Source organism: Pseudomonas sp. 4CAES_32.4 (genome assembly GCF_058136335.1).
In genome coordinates this window covers 4892139-4916642 of the sequence record NZ_CM176882.1, presented here as the reverse complement: position 1 = coordinate 4916642, position 24504 = coordinate 4892139, and the positions used below count along the sequence as shown (strand labels likewise).

Below are 24504 nucleotides of genomic sequence, written 5' to 3'. Positions count from 1 at the left end.
GAAGCGCTTATTGCACTTCGACCGCCAGGCTTTCGCTGATCTTCTGTTGCCAGATCGCAGGACCGGTGATGTGTACCGATTCACCTTTGCTGTCCACCGCTACGGTGACCGGCATGTCCTTGACCTCGAACTCGTAGATCGCTTCCATGCCCAGTTCGGCAAACGCCAGCACTTTCGACTTCTTGATCGCCTGAGCAACCAGGTAAGCCGCGCCGCCGACAGCCATCAGGTACACGGCTTTGTTGTCCTTGATCGCTTCGATTGCGGTCGGGCCGCGCTCGGATTTACCGATCATGCCCAACAGGCCGGTTTGCTCGAGGATCTGACGGGTGAACTTGTCCATCCGCGTCGCGGTGGTCGGGCCAGCCGGGCCAACCACTTCGTCACCGACCGGATCAACCGGGCCAACGTAGTAGATGAAGCGACCTTTGAGATCGACCGGCAGCGTTTCACCCTTGTTGAGCATCTCGACCATGCGCTTGTGCGCCGCGTCGCGACCGGTGAGCATTTTGCCGTTGAGCAGGACGGTTTCGCCCGGCTTCCAGCTCTGCACGTCTTCCGGGGTCAGGGTGTCGAGGTTGACGCGACGAGCCGAAGGGCCGGCTTCCCAGACGATTTCCGGGTAGGCGTCCAGCGGTGGCGCTTCCAGCGAGGCCGGGCCGGAACCGTCGAGCACGAAGTGTGCGTGACGAGTGGCGGCGCAGTTCGGAATCATGCACACCGGCAGCGAGGCTGCGTGGGTCGGATAGTCCATGATCTTCACGTCGAGCACGGTGGTCAGGCCACCGAGGCCCTGGGCGCCGATGCCCAACTGGTTGACCTTCTCGAACAGCTCCAGACGCATTTCTTCGATGCGGTTCTGTGGGCCACGGGCCTTCAGTTCGTGGATGTCGATGGATTCCATCAACACTTCCTTGGCCATGACCGCGGCTTTCTCGGCGGTGCCGCCGATGCCGATACCCAGCATGCCCGGTGGGCACCAGCCGGCGCCCATGGTCGGAACGGTCTTGAGCACCCAGTCAACGATCGAGTCGGACGGGTTGAGCATGGCCATTTTCGACTTGTTCTCGGAACCGCCGCCCTTGGCCGCCACGTCCACTTCCACGGTGTTGCCCGGGACGATGGAGTAGTGAATCACGGCCGGGGTGTTGTCCTTGGTGTTCTTGCGAGCGCCCGCCGGGTCGGCGAGGATCGAGGCACGCAGGACGTTTTCCGGCAGGTTGTAGGCGCGGCGCACGCCTTCGTTGATCATGTCGTCCAGGCCCATGGTGGCGCCATCCCAACGCACGTCCATGCCGACGCGCACGAACACGGTGACGATACCGGTGTCCTGGCAGATCGGGCGGTGGCCGGTGGCGCACATGCGCGAGTTGATCAGGATCTGCGCCATCGAGTCACGGGCCGCTGGCGATTCTTCGCGCAGGTAGGCTTCGTGCATCGCCTGGATGAAATCCACGGGGTGGTAATAGGAAATGAACTGCAGGGCGTCGGCAACGCTCTGAATCAGGTCGTCTTGCTTGATCACGGTCATGAGTCGCGCTCCTCTAAAAGACGGGAACATTTTAATAGGGCAGCTTTGAGCTTCCAGCTTCGAGCGGCAAGTTGGAGCAGTACGCGGACTGTCTGAGCTTGCGGCTTGAAGCCTGCAACTTGAAGCTGACCCTTTGGGCCGGGCACGCCGGGGCTGCTGGCGCGACGCTAAAAAGGCGCGGCAGTATACCGCGCCTCGGTGGGCCGTACACGCGCCGGCAGTCATTCGTTGGTCGCATGTCTTTTGCATAACCCGGTAGGAGCTGCCGCAGGCTGCGATCTTTTGATTCTGTTTTAACAGCAAGACCAAAAGATCGCAGCCTGCGGCAGCTCCTGCCGAGAATATGCGTGTTTTTGACGTCAAATTTCGGGCCCGAAAATCGGTGGTCATTTATCGACCGGGCCTCTAAAGTGGCAGCCGGTCTGTAGAGTAGGACACTCGGTCAGCCTCCTATCGCACGGTGAGTCAACGATTGACCCATAACGCCATTCAACGTCTTTTGCTCAAACGCTTCGCCCTGGCCACCGCCACTTATGGATTGGCTTTGCTGCTGCTGTGGCTGGCGTTTTTTACCGGGCATTACGACCAGACCCTCGGCTCGGTGGCCATTGGCAGCGCCCTCGTGGTGATCAGCCAGGCGACCCTGTTCGTGCTGTTCTGGAGCGGGCGCAACCAGCGCTTCGCCGACCCCAGCCTGACCGAAGTGCAAGTTCTCCTCGGGCTCGGCTGGCAGACCTGGCTGATCGCCCATCTGGATGAGGCGCGCGGGGCGTTTCTGGTCTTCTATGTGATGATTTTGCTGTTCGGCCTGTTCCATCTCACGCGGCGTGCATTCATTCGCTGTGCGTTGCTGGTGTTCTTCAGCTTCTGCGCGATCACCTTGTGGGACGGCTACCACTTCCTGTTGCCGGAGCCCGCGCTCGCGGCGTTGCAGGTCTGTGTGCTGGCGATGGTGCTGGCGTGGCTGGTTTTGTACGCGCGCTTCGTCCAGGTTTCGCGACAGCGCATGCGCCAGCGGCGGTTTGCCTTGCAGGCGCATCAGGACACCCTGCGCGGGATGATGCGCCAGCTCGAAGACCTGGTGGCCACCGACGAGCTGACCGGGCTGTTCAACCGTCGGCATTTCCTGCGTCTGGCCTCGCGCGAACTGAACGCGATGGACACCGGTGTGGCCCATGGTCTGGCGCTGATCGACCTCGACCACTTCAAACGCATCAACGATTTGCACGGGCATGCCGCTGGCGACCAAGTGTTGCAGGCCTTCGCCGGTGTCGCCGGTGCCTGCCTGCGCGACGGCGATGTGCTGGCGCGTTATGGGGGCGAGGAATTCGTGGTGCTGCTGCCCGATTGCGATGCCGACCGCTTGACCGCGTGTTGCGAGCGTCTGCGCATCGCCTTCACCGATGTCGAACTGGTGGGTCTGGATGTGCGCAACCTCAGTCTGTCCGCCGGCATGACCCTGTTGGAACTGGGCGATGACCTCGACGACGCCTTGCAGCGCGCCGATCAGGCGTTGTACCGGGCCAAGCGTGATGGGCGCAATCGCTGTGCGGCGGCGTGGGAGAACATCGATGCCTGAAGTTCGTGTCGGTGAACGGCACTGGTCGGTGGTATCGGGCAGCAATCTGCTCGATACGCTGAATCAGAACGGTGTCGCCGTCCCCTACAGTTGCCGCGCCGGCAGTTGCCATGCCTGCCTGGTGCAATGCGTGCAAGGTTCGCCTGCCGACAGTCGCCCGGATGCGCTGAGCGCCGAGCAGCGTCAGGACGGTTGGCGCCTGGCGTGCCAGTGTCAGGTCATCGAAGACCTGCAGGTGCACACCTTCGACCCGCTCACCGATGGTCGCCCGGCAACCGTCGAAGCGCTGGACTGGCTCAGCGACAACGTTCTGCGCTTGCGCCTGACCCCGCAACGGCCATTGCGCTACAGCGCCGGGCAACATCTGGTGCTGTGGATCGATCACATCGCCCGGCCGTATTCGCTGGCGAGCCTGCCGGAAGAAGACCGCTTTCTCGAGTTCCACCTCGATTGCCGACTGCCCGGCCAATTCAGCGATGCCGCGCGGCGCTTGCAGATTGGCGACTCGATCCGCCTCGGCGAACTGCGTGGCGGTGCGCTGCATTACGACCCCGACTGGCACACGCGACCGCTGTGGCTGCTGGCCGCCGGCACCGGGCTCGGCCCATTGTTCGGCGTGCTGCGCGAGGCATTGCGGCAAGATCACCAAGGCGCGATCCGCGTCATTCACCTGGCCCATGACGAGCGCGAGCACTATCTGGCCAAACCCCTTGCCGCGCTGGCCGCGCAGCGCGAAAACCTCAGCGTCGAGCGGTGGACAACGGCAGAGTCAGCCGCCGCTTTGGCGCAACTGCGCCTTGTTTCCCGGCAGACCCTGGCCTTAGTCTGCGGCTCGACAGCCAGCGTCGATGCCTTCGCCCGGCGTTTGTACCTGGCCGGATTACCGCGTAATCAACTGCTGGCCGACGTCTTCCTCAGCCGTGGTTGAGCGCTGAACATTCAGACGCGAGACACACCATGACTGACGCCATCCTGCTCGAACGCGAACGCGGTCTGCTGACCCTGCGCCTCAACCGCCCGGACAAGAAAAACGCCCTGACTCGGGCGATGTACAGCCGTCTCGCCGAAGCGCTGCAACAGGCCGACAGCGATCCTGAGATCAACGCCATCCTGATCACTGGCAGCGCCGAGTGCTTCACCGCTGGCAACGACATCGCCGACTTCGTCCAGCAGCCGCCCAGCGACCTCGACAGCCCGGTATTTCACTTCATGCTCGGTTTGCTCGACTGCCGCAAACCGGTGATTGCCGCCGTGGCGGGCGCAGCGGTGGGCATTGGCACCACGTTGTTGCTGCACTGCGATCTGGTTTACGTCGCCCGTGACGCGCGCTTGCGCATGCCGTTCGTCAACCTCGGCTTGTGCCCGGAATTCGGCTCCAGCCTGATCCTGCCGCGCCTGCTCGGGCAGGCCAAAGCGGCCGAATTGTTGCTGCTCGGCGAAGGCTTCAGCGGCGAACAGGCCGCCGCGTGGGGGGTTGCCACCGAGGCATTGGGCAGCGGCGATGCGGCGCTTAGCAAGGCGAGGGAAATGGCCCTGCGGTTTGACGAACTGCCGGTGGAAGCGGTGCGCATCAGCAAGCAGTTGATGCGCGCGCCGGATCGCGCGTTGATTCGCCAGGTCATCGAGGAGGAGGGCGCGCTGTTTACCCAGCGGCTGCGTTCGCCGGAAGCACTGGCGGCGTTGACCGGGTTTATCAAACGGCATTGAGATCTTTGTTGTATGGATTGACGCCATCGCGAGCAGGCTCACTCCTGCATTTGAAATGCGTACCCCTGTAGGAGTGAGCCTCCTCGCGATGACATTGGATCAGTCAAAACATCTTCCAGAGCAGAAAACCAAAAGCCCCGCCACTCACTTGGCGGGGCTTCTGATTGCCTAAGGAATCAGCGCTCGACCAACGGCATAGTCGTAAAACGGCGCGCCCGGTTCGTAACTCTGAATGTCGAACAGCACTTTGCTCTCGGTAAAGGCTGACGAGTGATAAAGAAAATTCGTTGCCTGCTCAAAGCTTAGAGAGCCAGTACCATTGCCGAAATCTTTATCAAGCGTGCCGTTATACAAAAAACGTGACACCACGTAATGAGTTTTTGATGAACCCTCGATATTGACAAGTCCCGCAGTCAGGAGACTGCCATTGGGCTGGAATTGAGCGTTGGTCCATGCAGCACTGGATGAATTGATGGTGGTAAATACGGGTTTTCCGCTATTGAATTGTATGTTGCTGGAACCATCAGCCTCACGGCTGATTAATACAGCGGATATCTCGCTCTCGTCGTTGTTGACTGTCAGACCCAGGCAGAGCAATCGATTGTTGGGTTGCTTTACAGTTTTTTCGAGCAAGAAAAAATGACCGGGGGTTTCGTGCGTTATCAGCAGAAAACCGTTTTGTTGGAAGGAAGTATCCAGGCTCCCGTTTTTATCATGCTTCACCATTACGATTGCATCAGGGAGGCTAGAGTGATTAACACGAACCTCACCGCTACAGATGTAGTTCCCATCATCATCAATTGTCAGACTGGAAAGACGCAGACGAGGATAGATGGGGTGTCTTACACGTACAAATCCACTTTCATTAAACGTGGTATCCAATAGCCCATGCTGGGTGATACGAATAATCCAACTGTGTTGATTGACGAAATTTCCCGAGTGATGGAGAAGAAAAATGTGTTCCTCTGTCACCGGGGTATTTTGATAAGCATTACCAGCGTCGATAGTTCTTGGGTGTCGAGATCCACTTCGCAATGAAGCGTCATCCAAAAGCTTCTCATGGTAGCCCGTGGTCAGCGACGTGTCCTCATCCAGATCAGGAGTATAAAAAACGAACTTTCCCTGCTCCCCGAAAGTTTCATCGATTGTTCCGTTTTCAAGAAAGCGAACAGCGGCAGGGTCCCGCCGGAATGCACCATTTTCAGCATGGGCAAGTTGGCCGGTTACGAGAATCTTTGCGCCGGTAAACGCTATCTGCTCAGCGAAGAAGGTTGAACGGTCTGATTTGTAGAAATAGCCGCTAAAGTGACCGTTGTCACCAAAAGTCGTGTCAAGGAGACCGGCATCTGTAAGACGCGTCAACGTGTGAACTGAGTTATTCAAGCCTGCGGAGGCTTTTCCCGCGATATATACCTTATGGTCAGGCCCGACGGCCACGACCTGGGTCGAATATTCAGGGTAGAGAGGGGCCGGTGATTGAAGGCTGGCAATTCCCTGATCGGCGAAGCTCGGATCGAGTCCAGTATCGGTGCTTCCCTGCTGATATTCAGAAATCATCTGTCATGCCTCGATTGAAAGCGAAGGACGCGTGCGCATGAAGGTTTTTTCAAAGTAAGCGCATCCCCATAAGAATGCAGAAGTACTCACTCCGCCAACTGATAGTTCTGACAGGTTTGTTAGAGTTGTTTGTAATGAAGTGAAGGTTTTAAATAACTTTAAATCGCCACATCAACATGACGTCTGGTCGTTTGCTAGTGCAGGATATTTCCAAGTGGGCATTGCGCGGATTACACGAATAAAAAAGCCCCGCCATTCACATGGCGGGGCTTTTGTTTTTCAGCGCGTCACTCAGACCTGCGGGTCGCCCACGTGCAGGATCTTCATGCCGTTGGTGCCGCCGGTGGTGTGGTAGCTGTCGCCCTTGGTCAGGATGACCCAGTCGCCTTTTTCCACAACGCCGCGCTTGACCAGTTCGTCGATCGCCTTCTGGCTGACTTCGTGCGGTTCCAGCGAAGCCGGATCGAACGGTACGGTGTACACGCCACGGAACATTGCTGCACGCGCCTGAGTTTCACGGTGCGGCGAGAACGCATAGATCGGCACCGAGGAACGGATGCGCGACATGATCAGCGGGGTGTAACCACTTTCGGTCAGGGCGATGATCGCTTTGACGCCCGGGAAGTGGTTGGCGGTGTACATGGTCGCCAGCGCGATGCTTTCGTCGCAGCGGGTGAATTCCTTGCCGATACGGTGGCTGGAAGTCTTGCCCGTTGGGTGCTTCTCAGCGCCGACGCAGATGCGCGCCATCGCTTGCACGGCTTCCAGCGGGTATAGACCGGCAGCGGATTCGGCAGACAACATCACGGCGTCGGTGTAGTCGAGCACGGCGTTGGCCACGTCGGACACTTCGGCGCGAGTCGGCATCGGATTCTGGATCATCGACTCCATCATCTGGGTCGCAACGATCACAGCCTTGTTGTGGCGGCGTGCGTGCAGAATGATTTTCTTCTGAATGCCCACCAGCTCGGCGTCGCCGATTTCCACACCCAAGTCACCACGGGCAACCATTACCGCGTCGGAAGCCTTGATCAGGCCGTCGAGGGTTTCGTCGTCCGCTACGGCTTCAGCACGTTCGATCTTCGCCACCAGCCAAGCGGTGCCGCCGGCTTCGTCGCGCAGTTGACGGGCGTATTCCATGTCGGCTGCGTCACGAGGGAAGGATACCGCGAGGTAGTCGACTTCCATTTCAGCGGCGAGCTTGATGTCGGCCTTGTCTTTTTCAGTCAGGGCCGGAGCAGTCAGGCCGCCACCGCGACGGTTGATGCCTTTGTGGTCGGACAGCGGGCCGCCGATGGTCACGGTGCAATGCAACGCATCGTCAGTTTGGGTATCAACGCGCATCACCACACGACCGTCGTCGAGCAGCAGCTCGTCGCCCACGCCGCAGTCTTTAACCAGATCCGGGTAGTCGATGCCGACCACTTGCTGGTTGCCTTCGGTCAACGGATGGCTGGTGGAGAAGGTGAACTTGTCACCGATCTTCAGCTCGATCTTCTTGTTGGCGAATTTGGCGATACGGATTTTCGGGCCTTGCAGGTCACCCAGCAGGGCGACGAAGCGGCCGTGCTTGGCTGCCAGGTCACGCACCAGCTTCGCGCGAGCCTTGTGCTCGTCGGGGGTGCCGTGGGAGAAGTTCAGACGGGCAACGTCCAGGCCAGCCAGAATCAGCTGTTCGAGAACTTCCGGCGAGTTACTGGCCGGGCCAAGGGTAGCGACGATTTTGGTACGACGGACGGACATGCAAAGACTCCTGAGTTCAAGCGCTAGCGAAGGCTACTATGCTCTTGGGGTGTAGTCATTGTTCGAATGCACTACTTAATACTTTCTTTATTGAACACGACAACTTTGGGACAAACGCGCCTGAAGATTTCCGACCCTGGGTCGATACATTGCTCAAGACAGGAGAACCCTCATGCGATTCGTACCCATTGCCGCCCTTGCCCTCAGCGTCCTCGCCGTCACGGGCTGCACCCGTTGGTCGATGAACCACCATTTGAACAACGCCTACAGCGCCTACGATCGCGGCAATTGCGAGCAGGTCATGCTCGAACTGTCCAAGGTCGAACGCGCCAGCCGTGCCCGCCCGTACGTGTGGCCGGAAGTGTCGATGATGCGCGGCCAGTGCCTCGAACGGCAGAAAATGTTCGTCGATGCCGCGCAGACCTACCAGTTCATCATGGCCTCCTATCCGAACAGCGAATACGCCTACCGCGCCCGCGCCCGTCTGGAAACCCTGGAAAGCCTGGGCCATTACCCGACGCGCAGCGCCGCTGCCGTGGTGCGCCCGACCCGCTTCTGATGACAGTTGTCATACAAATTCTGGCCGGGTGTACAAGCTGAGCTATAGTCGAATGACTCGGTTGCTGGACGTGAAGGCCCAGCACCGACGCAACACCTGCGACTGGCAAGTGGTTACGTGACGGCGAATTAGCGACCGTCACACCGGAAGCGGGGAGAGCAGGCCGGCGGCACGGGCCTGTTCCGAAGCAAAGGTGCGGCTCTGTGATGGAGCCCTGCATGGCGAATTGCGCATGTTTACCGACCGGCGGATCGAACGGCATCAGCTGCCGTACTTTCTCAGAGTGTTCAACAGCATCACCGACAAACCTATCGGCTTTCTGGGTAACGTCTCCGAAGACGGGCTGATGCTCATCAGCCAGTTGCCGATGATGGTCGGCGTCGATTTCAATCTGCGTGTGAAAATCCCCATGGGCGATGGCTGTCAGCAAGTCATCGACCTGACCGCGTGTTGCCTGTGGTGTCACGAAGACGCCACGCCACAGCACTTCGACGCCGGGTTCATCCTGCGTCGACCGCCGCCTGAGTTCGCGCAACTGGTGCAAGCGTTGAAGCGGTATTTCAGCTTTCAGCCGCTGCCTGCCTCGGCCTGACCTGACGCTGTTCCCTCCAGAGCCATCGCGGGTTTGCCCGCGAAAGTGTCATGTCTGACGCCCTCTACAACCGCTAAGCCGTAGAAATCCCGCGTAAGGCCCAGCGATTACCATTCGTCGGGACTGTCAGGTTTTACAGGTGTGCCGCCCAAGCCAAAAGAAGTACTAAAGCTGCTCGTCCCATCTCTCCCTTTCTGGAAGGATCGCCATGAGCAAGGAAGACAGCACGGCAGCCCCCAACCTTTTTATTGATCAAGACCAAAAAATCGTCAGTACGCGTTACTTCGACGTGCGAGGAGATGGTGGAGCGCAAAATTCGTTTATTTATCTGTATGAGGCGGGTAGCAACGATTTTTTGGGCAAGGGCGCAATGTTCAATAATCCGTTCAGTGTCCGATTTTATGTATTTCCCGGAACATACACAGTTCGTCTCTATGCAAAATGGCAGACCCATGCAGAGGAGAGTGGGCCATCCAACATCATCACATTGCGATTTCTAACCCCCACAGTCGAGGCACAGGACGGCAATCCCCCCATTGAGAGTACGCACACGTTCTCGGGCCGAGGGTTGAACGATTCAACGGTGAGCCTTTATTCGGTGGCTGCCGATGGCTCGCCGCAGATGCCAGCGCTCGGAACCGCCACAGTGAGCATTGAAAACTGGCAGATTAAACCGAACTTCCCTCTGTTGCCGGGTCCGCTCAAGGTGATGGCGATAGCGGTTGTCGGTACTGAGGAAGCGAAGTCTGACGCCGTGGACTTTGTGGTATCGCCACCTTTTGTAGCTCCGATCATTGACGTTCCAGACGCCGGCAGCGTGCAAGACCGCTCCTTCATGCTGGCTGGCTCAGGTACCCTTGCCAACTCTACGGTGGTGATTCTCAAAGACCTGGGCGACGACACACACTTGGGGACTGCAACAGCCCCAGGGGAGCGCTGGACAGTGAATGTCTCTGAGCTCCCCCCAGGCCCGATTTCCGTCGTGGCCGAGCAGATACGCAATGACGAAAGCTCAGGGCGCGGCCCCGCGCGGGGATTCAAGATCCGCGCTGACCGTCTGTCGCAGATAGTGGTCACGCGTATCAGTTCCACGACTGTCAATTTTTCGGGCATCGGTCACTATGACCCGAAGCTTGAAACCAGAGTCCAGATCATTGACGTGGACGGTGGTGTTGAGCCGCCTCCCCACGCTGTTGTCAGCCCCGACGGTACGTGGGAAACCACCGGGCGCGTGCCCTTCGGCCGTTTTTCGATGACGGCCAAGCAGCGTGTGGCCGACAACGCGAACGGCTGGATCGATTCGCTGCCGTACGTTTTTTCCTTCGAACATACGTTTCCAAAGCCGACTGTATTGGCGGCGAGCAAAGAATACCGGCCCATGTTCAATGGAACGGGTTTGATCGGCGCCACGGTGCGGCTTTACGACGCCGATAAACAAACGCGCATCGCTGCGGATGTGCTGCTAAGCGCTGAGGCATGGTCCAGCCGGGCACTCGCTGAATGGGGGCCGACATACGAACGGATAATCTACGTCAATCAGTCCGTCGGAAGTCAGACGTCGGAATGGGTCCAGTTTCAAGTAACAATCCCTCCACTGGCACCCGCTCTGCAAACGCCGGTCGAGGACGGCCAATCACCGCGTCTCAGCGGCAACTGTTGGCCGGGCGCGGTGGTCATCCTCGAGTACAACAACGACGGCGTCAAACACCGACCCGCCGTCACCGGTGGCACCTGGACGTTTCGCCGTGAAGCGCCGTTTGCAGCGGGCGTGACACACACCTTCAGCGTGACCCAGACCTTCGCCTCGCAGACTTCTGAACCTGCCACCGGCAGCTTTACCGTTCGCCAGGCCATGTTCAAACCTGAGATCAGCGTGCCCACCGAAGGCGCGGAAGTCAGCAGCAACATGACGGTCAGCGGCAAGAACGGCATGAGCGGCGCCACGATGCGGATCTGGGATCAGCAAATGGGAGACGTGCTGAACTACCGTTTGCTGACCAGCGATGGCGACTGGTCGATTGAGCTGACAGGCCTGAATTATCGCCAGTACTCGCTGACCGCCCAGCAATTCATCGTTCCTGAGTACTCCGAGCGCAGCGACATTCGAACATGCAGTGTGGTGCTGCTGCCACCGGTTGTGCGCGTGCCCGTCGAGGGCGGCGATCTACCTCGGCAATCGACCGTGTCCGGCAGCGGTTGGCCGGGCGCGAAAGTGACGGTGTGGCTCGAGGGACGTGACGAACCACTGCTGCTTGATGTACCGGTCAGCACCAACGGTGAATGGAGCGGGCAGGTTGCGCTGGATCAGGTCGGTAACGCTGTCTTGCGCACACGGCAAGTCTTCGGCACCCAGGTCTCGCAGGATTTACTGAGTGAGGTGCGGGTGGTGCCGTCGGCGCCGCTCATCGAATCGCCGGTCAGAGACGCAGCCATCGGTTCGGCAGTGGTGGTGTCCGGGTTTGGATATCCAGGGGACACGATCACCGTGAACCTGTCGGACGGTTTGCTATTGGGCGTGGCCCCAGTGCTTGAAGATCGGACATGGTCGTTGCTGGCAACCCTTGATCATGATGGCGGCCCGGGGAGCCTTATCGCCAAGGCTTCGTGGGCGGATTTCGTCTCTGCACCTTCCGCGCCCCATCCCGTGCAAATCAACACGTGGTTACCTTCCATCAACGAGCCGGCGGATGGCCGCTGGGTCGCGGCGCCGGTCACGTTCGCCGGCACTGGCAAGGCCGGCGTCGGTCAGGTGGTGAGCTGGTTCAACCCGGACGTGGTCTGGGCCGCGAATCTGACGGTGAGCAACGGCCAGTGGCAGGGCGAAGCAACGCAAGCGCTGGCGCCGGGGGGCAACTGGTGTCGCTTTCGTCAGAGTTTTGCGGCGGGCGCCGACCCGGCCAGCGCTTCCGACTGGGCTGCGAGCGAACGCTTCGACGTGCTTCCTTTACCACCATCGCGCTAGGTCATTCCGATGAACGGTCGCGTCTACTGTCAGTTCTGACAGTAGACGCAGGCCTGTATCCCGCGCCCAATAGCATGGACTCAAACAGACCCGAAGGTCGCTTCCGCGGCTGCTCAGGTGGGTCTCCGACGCAAGGATTCCGACGATGGCCGACGCACACGATCGCCCCGCGGTACAGATGCTCAATCAGGCGTTTGCTCCAGAAGAGCTGAAAAAACACGCTGCCCTGGCGACGTATTTCGAGGAGGGAGGCTCCATCTTTCCCTTGATTGAAAAGGGCGTCTCGGGGCTGGTCCGGGAATACAACCTCGACCCTGTGCAAGCCAGGCAATTGCTGCGGCGGGCCAACAGCATGGCGACTTATCTGCGCCGGCAATTCATTGAGCATACGTTGGCCGGTGAGCGCGCAAACGAGGATGAGGATGACGTTGCCCGACAGCCATTCAGCGGGCTGTTATCCATCGTCCCGGGGCCAAGTTATCAAGGGTTGTTCGATCCATCGTTTGAACAGCTGACACCGCCTCAGTCGCTGGAGGCCATTACGTCGCCGGTGGCCTATCTGATGGAGCTGTTGCGCTGGATCGAGCAGCGCATCGATCCTGAAGGGGTGGCCGAGGAAAAGTACCCCTATCACGAGCGTCGCACAGACATCAAACAACTGTCCGTCGATGACAGCGCGGTGCACAGTTCGGTGTCAGCGGTGGACATCATTGTTCCGGTGCTGGAGGCGTTCATCCGCGACGGCGATCCGGGCATTGTGCTGGACGACAAGTTGCTGGAGGCACGCTACCCCAACGGTCTGCCGTACTACCAGCATTGGGTGACGCTCGACGGCATTACCCGCCACAACAGCCTGTCGGTGGGGCATCTGGTGCAGAGAACCGATCTGCAGTTTCCCTATTTTCTGCAAACCCAGGCATGGGACGCGGACCTTGCACGGGCCCTGGCGCATGCGTCGCGGCTAGGACCTTATCAGCGCACCATGTTGAGCGAGGCGCTGGTTGAGCATGCGGCAAGGATCGAATTTTATGAGAAGAACTTTGGCACCGAAAACACGCAATCTGTGAACCTCAACCAGGTGCCGTTTTTCGGTGAACGAACAAAGCTCGACAGTGAACAGATCGAAGCGCTGTTTTCGGTACGCGGTTACGCCCCCGTACGCTCGCCCAATGTCGACTTCGATCCGGCAATTGCGCCTGAGCTGCCCGAAAACTGGCGCTCCGGCTCGGTCTACCTGAATGCCAATGAAAGCCCGGGAGTGAGTATCACCTTCACAAGGCTGGTCAATCGTTTGAGCCTGGACTCCAATGCAGTAAAAGACGTTCCCCGTTTCGACCGCATCAACCGCAAGATCCGTCTGGACAACTGGCTGCAGTTGCCCAGCGAGCAGACCGACGCCTTGCTGGTCGCCGCGATCAATGCCGAGGCGCGGGGCACCACCAAAACCGCTGACTGGCAGATCAGCAACAACGTGATCCACGCGCTGGGATTGTTTCAGGCACTGCGCGAGCATCATCAGTGCACGGCGGAAGATTTCGCGGCGTTTATCGATACGGTCTCGGTGTATGGACGTGGCGACAGGGCATCGCATTTCGACAGGGTCTTCAACAACCAGGGCAATTACAGCGAACCGCTGAAACTCGACAACGGCTTGTTTCCCGTATTGCCGCAGGCGGGTGTCACCGACCTGACCGTCAATCAACTGTGCAGCGGTCTGGGCATTGACCTGCAGACTTATCAGTACCTGGCGGTGGCAATTGCCGAGGCGCGACGCGTTGGCGACGCCGTTATCGATCAACTGCCGCGCAACGCGTCGGTGATTTCCAGCTTTTACCGCTTGGTGAAACTGCCTCGACTGTTGGGCATCACGCCGGTGGAAGGTGTGTTGATGTTGACGTTGCTGGGCGGGGAAGACTGGCTCAAGGGCCTGGCCGGTGACCCCGTGATTGATGAGTCCAGTCAGGCACTGGACGTGTTGTGCCTGATGGATGCTTTGGAAACCTGCATCGAGTGGTGTCGCGAACGTGATCTGCCGGTGCTTTGGGTCTTGCAGCACGTCGCGACACCCGAGGCTGCCAATGTACTGTCGGAGCAGGATCAACAGTTGCTCGAGAAAATCGGCAACCTGATCGAGGCCGCGTTGTTCAGTGACGCCCGCTTGCAGATGGCGGGCGTACCCATGTTGCCTTCCGCCAGTTGGCTGGATTTGTTGAGCGGGCAATACGGCGCGGAGGCTCCGCTGGTCGATTCTCTCGGCCTGGTGCTGGCGTTCAACGGATCTGAGGAGCAGTACCGGGCGTTCGCGATCAATCGGCTTGAGAAAGCCGTCAATGAAGGCTTGGGCGACATTGATCCCGAGTTGCGCGCCACCGTCGTCGAAAAAATGCTCCGCGTGCTGTTGCAGGTCCGTCAGGCACAGACCTCGGTCGTCAAGGAGTCCCTGGCGGTGTATGCCGGGGTGGCTGCCGAGCCGGCACTCGCGGTGTTGCACTGGGCCAACTCGGACGTTTATCAACTGTTGAGGCAGGTGCTGGAAGCCGATGACCTCGACGACGGTACGGTCGTCGGGCCCATTCTGAAGCAAGACCCGCTGCTCATCCTGCTCGCTGATGTTCGTCGGCGCAGTGCAGTGGTGGCGAAGCTGGATCTGAGTGCGGCACTGCTGCAGGACTATCTCGATTACGGCCATAAAGCCTGGTTGGGCCAAGCGGACAAACACGCCTTTTCGATGAGCACGCTGTACTACTTGAGCGTGCTGGTTCGCGCCTTTGGTCTCAGCGAGCTGCCGCAACAGAAGTTGCTGGACTACCTGCGTCAGGTCAATCACCTGCCAGACGATCTTGGCAGCAATGCAAAGGCATTGGTGCAGAAAGCTGCAGCGATCCGGCTGGCCGATTTCTTCGGCTGGAGCGTTCAGGAAGTACGCGAGTGCATCGAGCGGATGAAACCAGAGGTGAGTCCGCCTGAACACATGATCCTCACAGACTTGAAGCAACTGGATCTGCTGACGCGCATTCGGGTGCTCTCGACCCGTACCAACATGGATGCACTGACACTGTTTCTGATTGGCAAATTGCCGGAAGGGATCAATCGGGCTGACTACGCCGCTGCTGCCGAGCATGCGTTGTTGAGCGTGACCGAGACAGCGATCCCGCCAGCCCAGCTCGATAACGACCTGAAGAAACTGGTCACCGTCCACTGCGTAGTTGAACCGCAGGTTGTGGTGGCACGCAAACCTGGCGAGAAAGCCATCTTCACCGTGACCCTGCGGGACGCCTCGAACCAACCTTTGAGCGGTATCCCCGTTTACTGGCAATCCACGCTGGGAACGATCATTAGCGGTACGACCGACACCAACGGTGTCCTCAACGCGCAATACACCCCCGGCAGAATTCAGGGTACGGAAACGCCGATGTTCTGGCTGAATCTGATGGATCCGCAGTTTGCCCCGGCCGTCAGCGTTTCCTACGACGCCTTGTCATTGGCTTTCATACCGGATTTTCGCTCGCCGTTGCCAGCGGGCCCCGTCGGGCTTGGTCAGGAAGTCGAGGTGTATGCCACGTTGTTCGACCAATACTCAAATCTTGGGCCGAACAGTCTGGTGAGATGGGAGTACGAGAATGAAGAGTCAAACGCAACGGCGGCCCTGAACATCCGCCCTCAGCAGTCCTACACCAACCAGGACGGACTCGCGCGGGTTTTTGTTTCCAGCACAGGGGCCGGGAGCTTCACGCTCATCGCTCGCAGCGAGGCCAGCGCGAACTCGATCAAGTTCGTCCCGATCACTTTTCAGTCTGATGAGCCTGACGCCTGAACCCTGTTCTGGCGTCAGAGTCCCCGCGTGGCACGGCTTCAGGAGCAAGCACCATGGCATTGAACATTCTCGGCGAACTGCTGGAAAAACGTCGCTCGGCGCTGGTCGAGTATTGCATCGGTGGCACCCGGAAAAGTCCCGGCAAGGATTACAGCTTCGTCAAGACACCGAGCGACCTGGCCGAGCTGCTACGCCTGGATCCGCTGGACAATTATCAGGTGCAGAGCTCCTGGGTTGCAGAGGCGGTCAGCAGTGCCCAGCAATACATTCACGCGGTGTATCGCAAGATGGAACCGGGATTTGTCGACACTGATTTCGTTAAACAGGATTTGGCCGATTGGGCGCTGTACAACAATTATCCGGACTGGGCCGCCCTGCAGATGATCGCGGTCTACCCGGAAAACTTCATCAATCCGTTTGTGCGCCAGCGCAAGAGCAGCCTGTTCAAAAGCCTTGAAAACAGCCTGAACCAGACACGCCTGAACAGCGATTCCGTGCAGTTGGCGTTGCGTGATTACCTGCAGACCTTCGAGCAGACCTGCAACCTGGACGTGATCAGTGCGTACATGGACGGCGAGTCGCCGACAAAGGCTGATTATTACTTTGTCGGTCGGCAGCGCGAGCAGCCCTTTCAGTATTTCTGGCGCAAGGCGCAGGTCGAACTCTCACCGACTTGCACCGCGATCAACCCCGCTGCCTGGAGTGAATGGCAAGCGGTGGACATTGCTGTCGAAGGGCGCATTGTCGACATGCGCCCCGTGCTCTGGAATGGACGCTTTTTTCTGGTATGGGCCGAGTGGCGGGACAGCATGGGGCGCAAAGGGGAGGTGGAATACCTTGCGCACAAACTCACGATCAACCTCGCGTTCATGACTCAGAGCGGTCAGTGGCTGGCGCCGTTGCGGCTGTTCGAAGAAACCTATGACATCGATTACTCCGCAGGGGGGCGATTGATTGCGACCCTGTGGGCCGATCAGTTGAGTCCCAAAGGTAAATTGGGCGTCCAGTTCCTCAACGCAACGCCGACCGAAGTCAAACTCAAGGTCAGTATTTTCAGGGACGTGCTGCTTCGTCCGGTGGAAGACGATGGCGGTTGGCTCGATCAAATGGTCAAGGAGCGTTTCACCTCCCCGGACATTGTTCAGCATCCGTTGCTGAGTCAATTGACCATGACCCAGCAGGAGATGTCGTCAGGTCTTTTGAATCCTTATCTGAAGCTGCGGGCCATGGCTTTTCGCGTGGGCAGCAAAGATGTAGTGCTGGTTCAGGGCGTTTTGCTGCCGACGCCACTGGAGGGGGACGTCCCTGTCACTCTGGCCCTCGACACACCCGCCGGTGGTGACCCTGGTCCGAGCACAAAAATCCTGAACCTGAAGCAGGGCGGACTCACTGACTGGTACCGGTTTGAGCGCGACAGCGGCGCTGTGGGTAGCCCTGTCTTCACGTTGGGTTCGGCGACCGAGGGGGTCAACAGGTTTACGTTGACCGCCGTCAACCTCGCCGAGTGGATTCCTTCGGCGCTGCTTAAAAACACCGCAGACGCCGCGCAGTTTCTGCACTTCAGGAAGCAAAACCCTGACCCCGAAGACCCCGCCCTCAAATGTGTCCGTCTGAGTTCAGCATTCGGTCCGGAACTGGTGCAGCGCGCCAGTATTTCCGTCGGCGCGGTGCTGGACTGGCAAACGCAATTTCTCCCGGAGCCCGATCCAGAGGGGATTGCGGATTTCAAGGAGCCGAACGGTGCATTCGATGGTGCCAACGGCCTGTTTTTCTGGGAGCTGTTTTTCCACCTGCCGCACTTGATTGCGACCCGTCTGCGCGAAGAGGACCGGTTCCAGGAGGCGCAAGACTGGCTGCACTATGTGTTTGATCCCCGAGGGGCTGCAGATCCGGTCTCGCAGAACGATCCACGCCCCCAATACTGGCGCTGCCGACCGTTAGTGGGGAAGGGCAATCCGGGCTGCGAAGCCTGGGCGCCGACCGATCCCGACGCGATCGGTTATGCGGCCCCCAAACACCTGCGCATTCTGATGTTTACCGAGTACGTGCAAAACCTCCTGACCTGGGGCGATTGGTATTACCGGCAACTGACCCGCGACAGTCTGGTGGCCGCCAAGCTCTGCTACATCCAGGCCGAATTTTTCATGGGCAGGGCGCCGTCGGCGCAAACGGTCAATCAGTGGGAAACCAAAACCGTTGCACAGTTGCTGGAAATGGGCAGCTCGCGCTCCAGGCTGGAACAGTTTGAACAAACGCTGGATTTCAACCTGACGCAATTCCCCATGGCCGCCGATCGCGCGCCGCCGATGGGACTACTGGCGGTCGCGCCGTTCAAGCTACCGCTCAATCAGCAATTGCTCGACCTGTACGCCTTGCCCTCTCAACGACTGCACAACCTGCGCAATAACCTCACGCTCGATGGTCGGCCGATGCTGATTCCGCTGTTCAGTCCGCCGACGGATCCCAATCAATTGCTACGGGATCTGGCGGCGGGCAATGTCGGTTCGCCGCGGGCCATGGGCGGACGCCTGGAAGTCGGCGCGTTCCGCTGGCGGGTTTCCTACGAAGCCGCCCTGCGTGCCGTGCAAACCTTGCAGGACTACGGCAATCAGGTGCTGCGTCTGCTGGAACAGCGCGATCGCGCCGAACAGGAAGAACTGCAGCAGAACTATCTGGTGGAACTGGGCGCCTACGCGCAGACCGTTCAGGAGCAAGTCATTGCGCAGCTGCAAGCGAGCGTGACGGCGTTGCAGATGAGCAAAGCGATGGCCCAGGAACGCGCCGAGGCCTATGCGCGGGTGTACGACGAAAATATCTCGACGGTTGAATACGAGGTGATGGAAAACATTCAGCGCTCGAAAAAACTGGCCCTGACCTCTTCGTCGATCCAGCCAGCGGCGGCGGCACTGGCGTCCTTGCCGAATGTTTTCGGTCTGGCCAGCGGCGGCTTTCGAATAGATGATGCGCTCAAAGCGGTCAGCTTCGGTCTGGGGGTCGCTGCGCAAGCGTTGCAACTGGATGCCGACAAGCAGGCAACCACCGAGGCCTATCGGCGTCGCCGCAACGAATGGAACCTGCAACGCAATCAGGCGCTGGCGGAGATCCGCGCACTGGATGAGCAGATTACCGCGCAGGGGCATGCGGTGGCCTCGGCCCGCGCCGGCCTCGAACAAACCTTGCGTGCCAATGCGCAAGCGTTGACGTTTTACAATTTTCTGAAAAAACGCGCCTGCAACGCCGAGCTGCTGGGATGGCTGTTGGGCCAGCTCAAGGCCTTGCACTATCAAGCCTACGACGCCGTGGTCAGTTTGTGCATCAGCGCCCAGGCCTCGCTGAGTGCGGAAACTGCGGATTACGACGCGCAGATTCCGTTGCCGCAAATCTGGCTCGACAGCCGTCATGGCCTGACTGCCGGCGAGCACCTGCGCGAGTATCTGTTGCGCATGGAACGCGAATATCTGCAACGCTTCGAACGCCGGCTCGAACTAGTGAAAACCGTGTCGTTGCGTCGCTTGTTCGAAGACCTGATGGATCCGCAGACAGGCGCCCGGGATTGGGCGGAGGCGCTGAGCCGATTGCTGGCCAGCGGCACCCTGGAATTCAACCTTTCGCAACTGTTGTTCGACCGTGATCACCCGGGCCATTACTGCCGGCAGATCAGTACGGTGGAAGTCGATCTGCCCGTGCTGACCGGCCCCTATGAAGATGTGCGCGCTACGTTACGGCAGGTCGGCAGCATGACCGCGACCAAGGCCACGCTTCAATCCATCGAGTATCTGTACGCGCCGCAAGGGGCTGTGGGGCCGGCGGATGTGCAGATCAATCTGCGCAGCGGTCAGCAGATTGCGCTGTCGAGTGGCTTCGCCGACAACGGCATGACCACCTTCAAGCCTGACGAAGGTCTGCTCAATCCCTTTGAATGCACCGGGGCGGTTTCGCGCTGGATGCTGAACTTTCCGTGGCCAGAGAAAGAACTGCAAAAAGCCATGCTGGAGTCGCTGACTGACATCGTCGTGCGCATTCGATACACAGCCAAAGTAGGCGATCCGACATTCTTGCGGATTGTGCAGGACCGGGTGGCCGCAGCCGAGGCTGGTCAACGGGGCAAACTCAAAGGGGCGGGCGATCATGCGTGAACCGATTATTCAGGCTGACCAGAATCTGGTGGTCAACGGCGACTTCAACAAAGCGCTGCAAGGCTGGACGAAAGGCCCGGTCAGTCCCGCCTCGACTGCGGTCATGCAGGACTTTTACGACGGTGAGTTCATCAACTACTTGCGGACTGCCAGAGGTGCTTCGCTTTATCAAAAGTTCCCGGTTCCCAAGGCGATCAGCGCTCGCGTGCGCTACTCCTTGAGTTTCCTCTACGAAAACGTGCATACCCGCGCCGGTACGTTGCGGGTCACAGTCGAAGAAACCGGGCAGCAGCAGAACATTCTGCTCCCGGTGAAACCAGTGCAAGCCCAAGAGCGAGACCGGCGCCTGCTTGCCCAAAGGCAGCCACTCGATTTGGACCTGAGTCCTTTGACCGAAGTGCTGGATCTTGAACTGGTGTCCGGCAGTGTCCTGCGCGTCGAGATCATTGGTCCGCAGAATGACGCGGATCAGATAGCTGAACACATTCGCGTGGCCCGAATCGAGCTGCTTTTGCACCTGGATCAGCCATTGCAGCTACAAGCGCTGCAATTGGATGACCAATCGTTACCGGCGAATGCGCCCCTGTACTTGTGCCTGGGAGCGGAATTCGACTCGCGCAGCGATGGACACCTGTTGCGCTTTGTTCCACAGGAGGACAGCGATTGGCTGGGCACGCATGCGGCACTGACGATCCAGAACAATCCGCAGGGTGCCATCCTTGTCCGACCTGATTGGGAGATCGATCAGCCGCTGGAAAACGAGTGGCGGCTCAGTTGCCCGATGATCGATAGCGACGAGCCTTACCTGTTCACCTTGCAACTGCTCAACCAATACACCGCCCAGCCCTATACGCAGGCAGTGTCATTGGGGCATCACCGCGTGGCTGTTGCCGAAGTACTGGAGGCCGCGTATTACCCGGTGCTGGAGCATGAGCAATCCGTGCGCGTTGGGGTCAAGGTGACTTCCTGGTACACCTCGCAGGCACTCGGAGGGCGTACGGTGAACTGGACGGTGCAGGGCCAGGGACTCAAAGCGGCCAGCAACACCGATGACAACGGTTGGGCCTATTTCGACTACTTGCCTGCGAGTGACGGCGATTTCACCCTCGAAGCGTCGGTGGACAGCCCGTATTACCAGTCGGGTAGCGTATCCGCGACATTTGCGGTGAAGGTGCTGGCCACGGATCCATGGAACGACGTGCTGGCGGTGTCAGAAACGGGCGAAGCGCCGTGGCAGGAAAAGACCGGCTACCCCAATCGCGGCGCCAGCTACCCGCTGCAAATCAAGGTGCCTGTCGTTTTGCGGGGAACATCGTTGTCGCTGGGCTGGAGCGGTGATTCGCCGGAGCAGCTGGGCGTGACGGTCAGTCCGGCGCTGGGCGAGGCGATCCCCGTCGATGGCGGCGATTTGCATTGGACATTGACCAGCGAAGATCGCCTCGACGGCCTTTTCAGTTTGCAGTTGTCCTGCTCGAAACTGAAACTGCCTTCGCCATTCAAGCGCATGTCACTGGCACGCAATGTGGTGAAGATCGGCGAGGTGCGCGAGGCCAACAAATTCCCGGTTATCGATGAAGAGGAAAGTGTTCTGCTGCGGGTGCAGGTACTGCATGACGTCGCGTCGGGCGATGGCGATCCGGTTATCAATGCACTGGTTGAATGGCTGCTCCCCGACGGTGAGTCTCGTCAGGCAAGCACCGGCTCGGGGGGCTGGGCGAGTTTGCTTTATACCCCGACAGTAGCCGGTGACATGGTGATCGTTGCCAGAGTCAAGGCGCATGCGGATGCAGTCTCGGTGCAACGGCAATTTTCAGTGAAGGCCTTGGCCTCCAGCCCGTGGCGCGATCAGGTGGTCATGTGGCTGGACGATGTCCTGGTCGATCGCAAAGTGCGAGGCCTGTTGTGTCGGCGAGGGCAGTTTCACACTTTGAAAGTGGCCGCCGTGCCTGGCAGCGCCTGGATAAACAAAGACGTTTCGCTGCACTGGCGGCATGACGATCCCGCCATCGGGCTTCGCATCAGTGATCTTGATGTAGCCAGACCGTTGACTGAAATCGGGCTGACCTGGACGTTCAGCGCAGGGGTTGATGACAGTCTCAGCCGCCTGTTCGAGCTGAAGCTGGTGTCGCCAGGCGTTCCCGAGCGAGAGCTGTTCGGGCGGCTGGTTTCCCTGGACCTGACCGAGGAAATGTTCGTCGTATTGGACCAGATGCCGGCGTTGAAAAATCAGACACTTTTCCCCTGCCTCGGCGCGGTGCATCGTTACAACTTGAGAGTCCCGGCGCTAAGCCCCTTGGTTGGGCTCGATGCGTTGATAGGATGGGGAGGGACAAGCCCGGAGGATTTGGGTGGGGCGGTCGAGCCTGATCGGTCGGGCCATCAAATCATTACCGACAGTGGAGTAACCTGGACGTTTAATTTTTCCGGCAGCGAGAATCCTGGGCAATTCTTTGTGGCGTTTGGTGTATATGGCTTTGCACCCATCGCAAGCAACCACATGAGTCTGGGGCATCATCGACTCAAGCTCGAATCGTCACGCGAGTTGCCCGTAGACCCTGTCGTCGGCCAGGCGCCTGCGTGGTTGTGGGCTCGGGTGGTATCGCACTACACCGCCGCGCCGGTTGAAGGTGTGCCGGTGCATTGGCACGCGACGCAGTCCAGCAGCACCGATGTGCACGGCTGGAGCGGTTTTGCCTTTGCACCGCAGGAGGCCGGCGGCCAAACGGTGAACGCGTCTGTCGTCAGCCCTTACAACGGCTATGAAGAACACCTGTCGATGCAGGTCATGGCGCTGGCCGAAGACCCATGGGCAGGTTTGAACGTCAGATTTGACGGGGGAACGACCTATCCATGGGGCCAGAAGGTCGCCTTTCCACGGCGCAAGGGCCAGCACCGTATTGAACTGCTGGCACCGGACGGTAATGCCTTGATCGGTCGTCACCTGACGCTGGGCATGACAGGCACCGGCCCGGCCGAACTGGATATCCGTTTCGAATCCGGAAAAGGGCTGGGCACGCCGCAGACTTTCAGTAGCGATGGGTTGGCCCTGGCGTTTGCAGTGGGCGACGTGCGCGATGGCAGCTTCAATCTGCAACTGGCGGCCGAGCGCCTTGTCAGCCTGTCGCCGGCCAATGCAATGTCGGTGGGGCCTGGCACTCAGGTGTTGAAATTTGCCAATGGCGCACGAATTCACCAGGTGCTGGACTGGAATCAGCAACTGGTCGAACAGGTGACCTTGGTTTCGTCCATTTCCGGCAAGCCGATGGTCGGCATCGAAGTGACGTGGACTCACGCGGATTTCGGTACACAGACCACGTTGACGGATTTTTATGGCGTCGCGAAGCTTCGCTTCACGCCTCGTACGCCGGGCACTTCGGTGCTGAGAGCGAGCGTGGGGGACAATGCGTATTCGGAATCGGTGGGGTTGGAATTCACCCTGAACGAGCCGCGCCAAATACTGGCGCTGAACATTTCGCAAGCCCCAGCGTACCCGGGCCAGCAACATTCGGCGCAGGCCACCGTCGTCTCGGCAATCAGTGGGCTGCCTTTGCCGCAGACGGAGGTCATGTGGGATTTCGACGGTATTCGTCTGGATCCGACCCTGACCGACATCAATGGCAACACCACGGTGGAGTTCACAGTTGGCGTGCCGGGCGAAGGGGTTTTGACCGCTATTGTGACGGGCGGCCTGGCAGGCTGGGATGCGTTTTCAGCTCCTGTCCTGGTACTGGAAGATGACGTCCTGCTGGAAGCGCTTATCACCGATAAAACCACCCTTTATCAAGGCGAAGGCGTCTCGGCGATGGCGAAGGTGGTGTACAGCCGAAATGCTTATGCCGCAAAGGGCTTGCAGGTGAGCTGGCACTTTCCACAGATGAGTCTCTTGCCTTCAGTCACGGATGAAACCGGGCAGGCGCACATCAAGTTCATACCTGGCCAGATCGGAAAATTTGACCTGAGGGCGCGGGTGGAGAGCAGCGAGACCTTTAAAGAACAGACGATTACCGTGCTTGATCCGTTGAGTTCTCCGGAGTATGCCCTGATCAACCGTGTGGTTGTGGAGAGAAGCCCCATCGGACCGGACGACTATGCGAATGTGAAAGCCTTCGTTGTGCACACCCTCTCGGGTCTTCCCATGGAGGGTCGGGATGTTCAGGTGACCACCAGTTTCATGAGTGCTGTAACGGTAAAAACAGACGAGGAAGGTAAAGTCGAAATAGTCTGGCGACCGATGGAAACAGGGACACTTCACTTCAAGTTCCTGGTCACTAACCCTGGCGGAACCACGTCAACGAACTCGGCCTCGGTTGAAGTCACGTGAGCA

At 59.2% G+C, this 24504-nt stretch carries 12 protein-coding genes; 9 read left to right on the top strand and 3 right to left on the bottom strand.

Annotated elements, in window-relative coordinates:
• Window positions 1-7: 7 nt before the first annotated feature.
• Window positions 8-1531 carry a fumarate hydratase gene (locus AC3Y64_RS22070; protein WP_007916251.1) on the bottom strand — a complete coding sequence of 508 codons (1524 nt, stop codon included), beginning with the start codon at window positions 1529-1531 and terminating at the stop codon, window positions 8-10.
• A 472-nt stretch (window positions 1532-2003) separates the two neighbouring features.
• Between AC3Y64_RS22070 and AC3Y64_RS22065 the strand changes: the two genes are divergently transcribed.
• From AC3Y64_RS22065 to AC3Y64_RS22055, 3 genes are read left to right on the top strand one after another with little or no spacing between them, the layout of a single operon-like run.
• Window positions 2004-3110 (top strand): GGDEF domain-containing protein, encoded by a 1107-nt coding sequence (locus AC3Y64_RS22065; RefSeq protein ID WP_489985247.1) that lies wholly within the window; start codon window positions 2004-2006, stop codon window positions 3108-3110.
• Window positions 3103-4038, top strand: coding sequence for an iron-sulfur-binding ferredoxin reductase (locus AC3Y64_RS22060; protein WP_489985246.1), 936 nt, complete (start codon window positions 3103-3105; stop codon window positions 4036-4038). Before AC3Y64_RS22065 ends, AC3Y64_RS22060 begins: the two co-directional genes overlap by 8 nt.
• A gap of 29 nt (window positions 4039-4067) precedes the next feature.
• Window positions 4068-4817, top strand: a complete 750-nt coding sequence (locus tag AC3Y64_RS22055; RefSeq protein ID WP_489985245.1) for an enoyl-CoA hydratase-related protein — start codon at window positions 4068-4070, stop codon at window positions 4815-4817.
• A gap of 168 nt (window positions 4818-4985) precedes the next feature.
• On the opposite strand, the gene AC3Y64_RS22050 is transcribed toward AC3Y64_RS22055, so the two are convergent.
• Together AC3Y64_RS22050 and pyk are read right to left on the bottom strand one after the other, a co-directional pair.
• On the bottom strand, window positions 4986-6374 hold the full coding sequence (locus tag AC3Y64_RS22050; protein ID WP_489985244.1) for an NHL repeat-containing protein: 1389 nt from the start codon (window positions 6372-6374) through the stop codon (window positions 4986-4988).
• A 291-nt stretch (window positions 6375-6665) separates the two neighbouring features.
• Entirely contained in the window at window positions 6666-8117 is a 1452-nt protein-coding gene (pyk, locus tag AC3Y64_RS22045) for a pyruvate kinase (RefSeq protein ID WP_122589649.1), read from the bottom strand.
• 172 nt (window positions 8118-8289) lie between these two features.
• Here pyk and AC3Y64_RS22040 point away from each other — a divergent pair, with 172 nt between their 5' ends.
• From AC3Y64_RS22040 to AC3Y64_RS22015, 6 genes are all read left to right on the top strand, one after another.
• Complete coding sequence (locus AC3Y64_RS22040; protein WP_064391841.1) at window positions 8290-8676, top strand: tetratricopeptide repeat protein; 387 nt, start codon at window positions 8290-8292, stop codon at window positions 8674-8676.
• 232 nt (window positions 8677-8908) lie between these two features.
• Entirely contained in the window at window positions 8909-9268 is a 360-nt protein-coding gene (locus AC3Y64_RS22035) for a PilZ domain-containing protein (RefSeq protein WP_489985243.1), read from the top strand.
• 208 nt (window positions 9269-9476) lie between these two features.
• Entirely contained in the window at window positions 9477-12230 is a 2754-nt protein-coding gene (locus AC3Y64_RS22030; RefSeq protein ID WP_489985242.1) for an Ig-like domain-containing protein, read from the top strand.
• A 145-nt stretch (window positions 12231-12375) separates the two neighbouring features.
• Window positions 12376-16044: a Tc toxin subunit A gene (locus AC3Y64_RS22025; protein WP_489985241.1), complete on the top strand. Its 3669-nt coding sequence runs from the start codon at window positions 12376-12378 to the stop codon at window positions 16042-16044.
• A gap of 53 nt (window positions 16045-16097) precedes the next feature.
• Window positions 16098-20180, top strand: a complete 4083-nt coding sequence (locus tag AC3Y64_RS22020; protein WP_489985240.1) for a Tc toxin subunit A-related protein — start codon at window positions 16098-16100, stop codon at window positions 20178-20180.
• Window positions 20173-24501 (top strand): Ig-like domain-containing protein, encoded by a 4329-nt coding sequence (locus tag AC3Y64_RS22015; RefSeq protein ID WP_489985239.1) that lies wholly within the window; start codon window positions 20173-20175, stop codon window positions 24499-24501. Before AC3Y64_RS22020 ends, AC3Y64_RS22015 begins: the two co-directional genes overlap by 8 nt.
• Window positions 24502-24504: the final 3 nt, after the last annotated feature.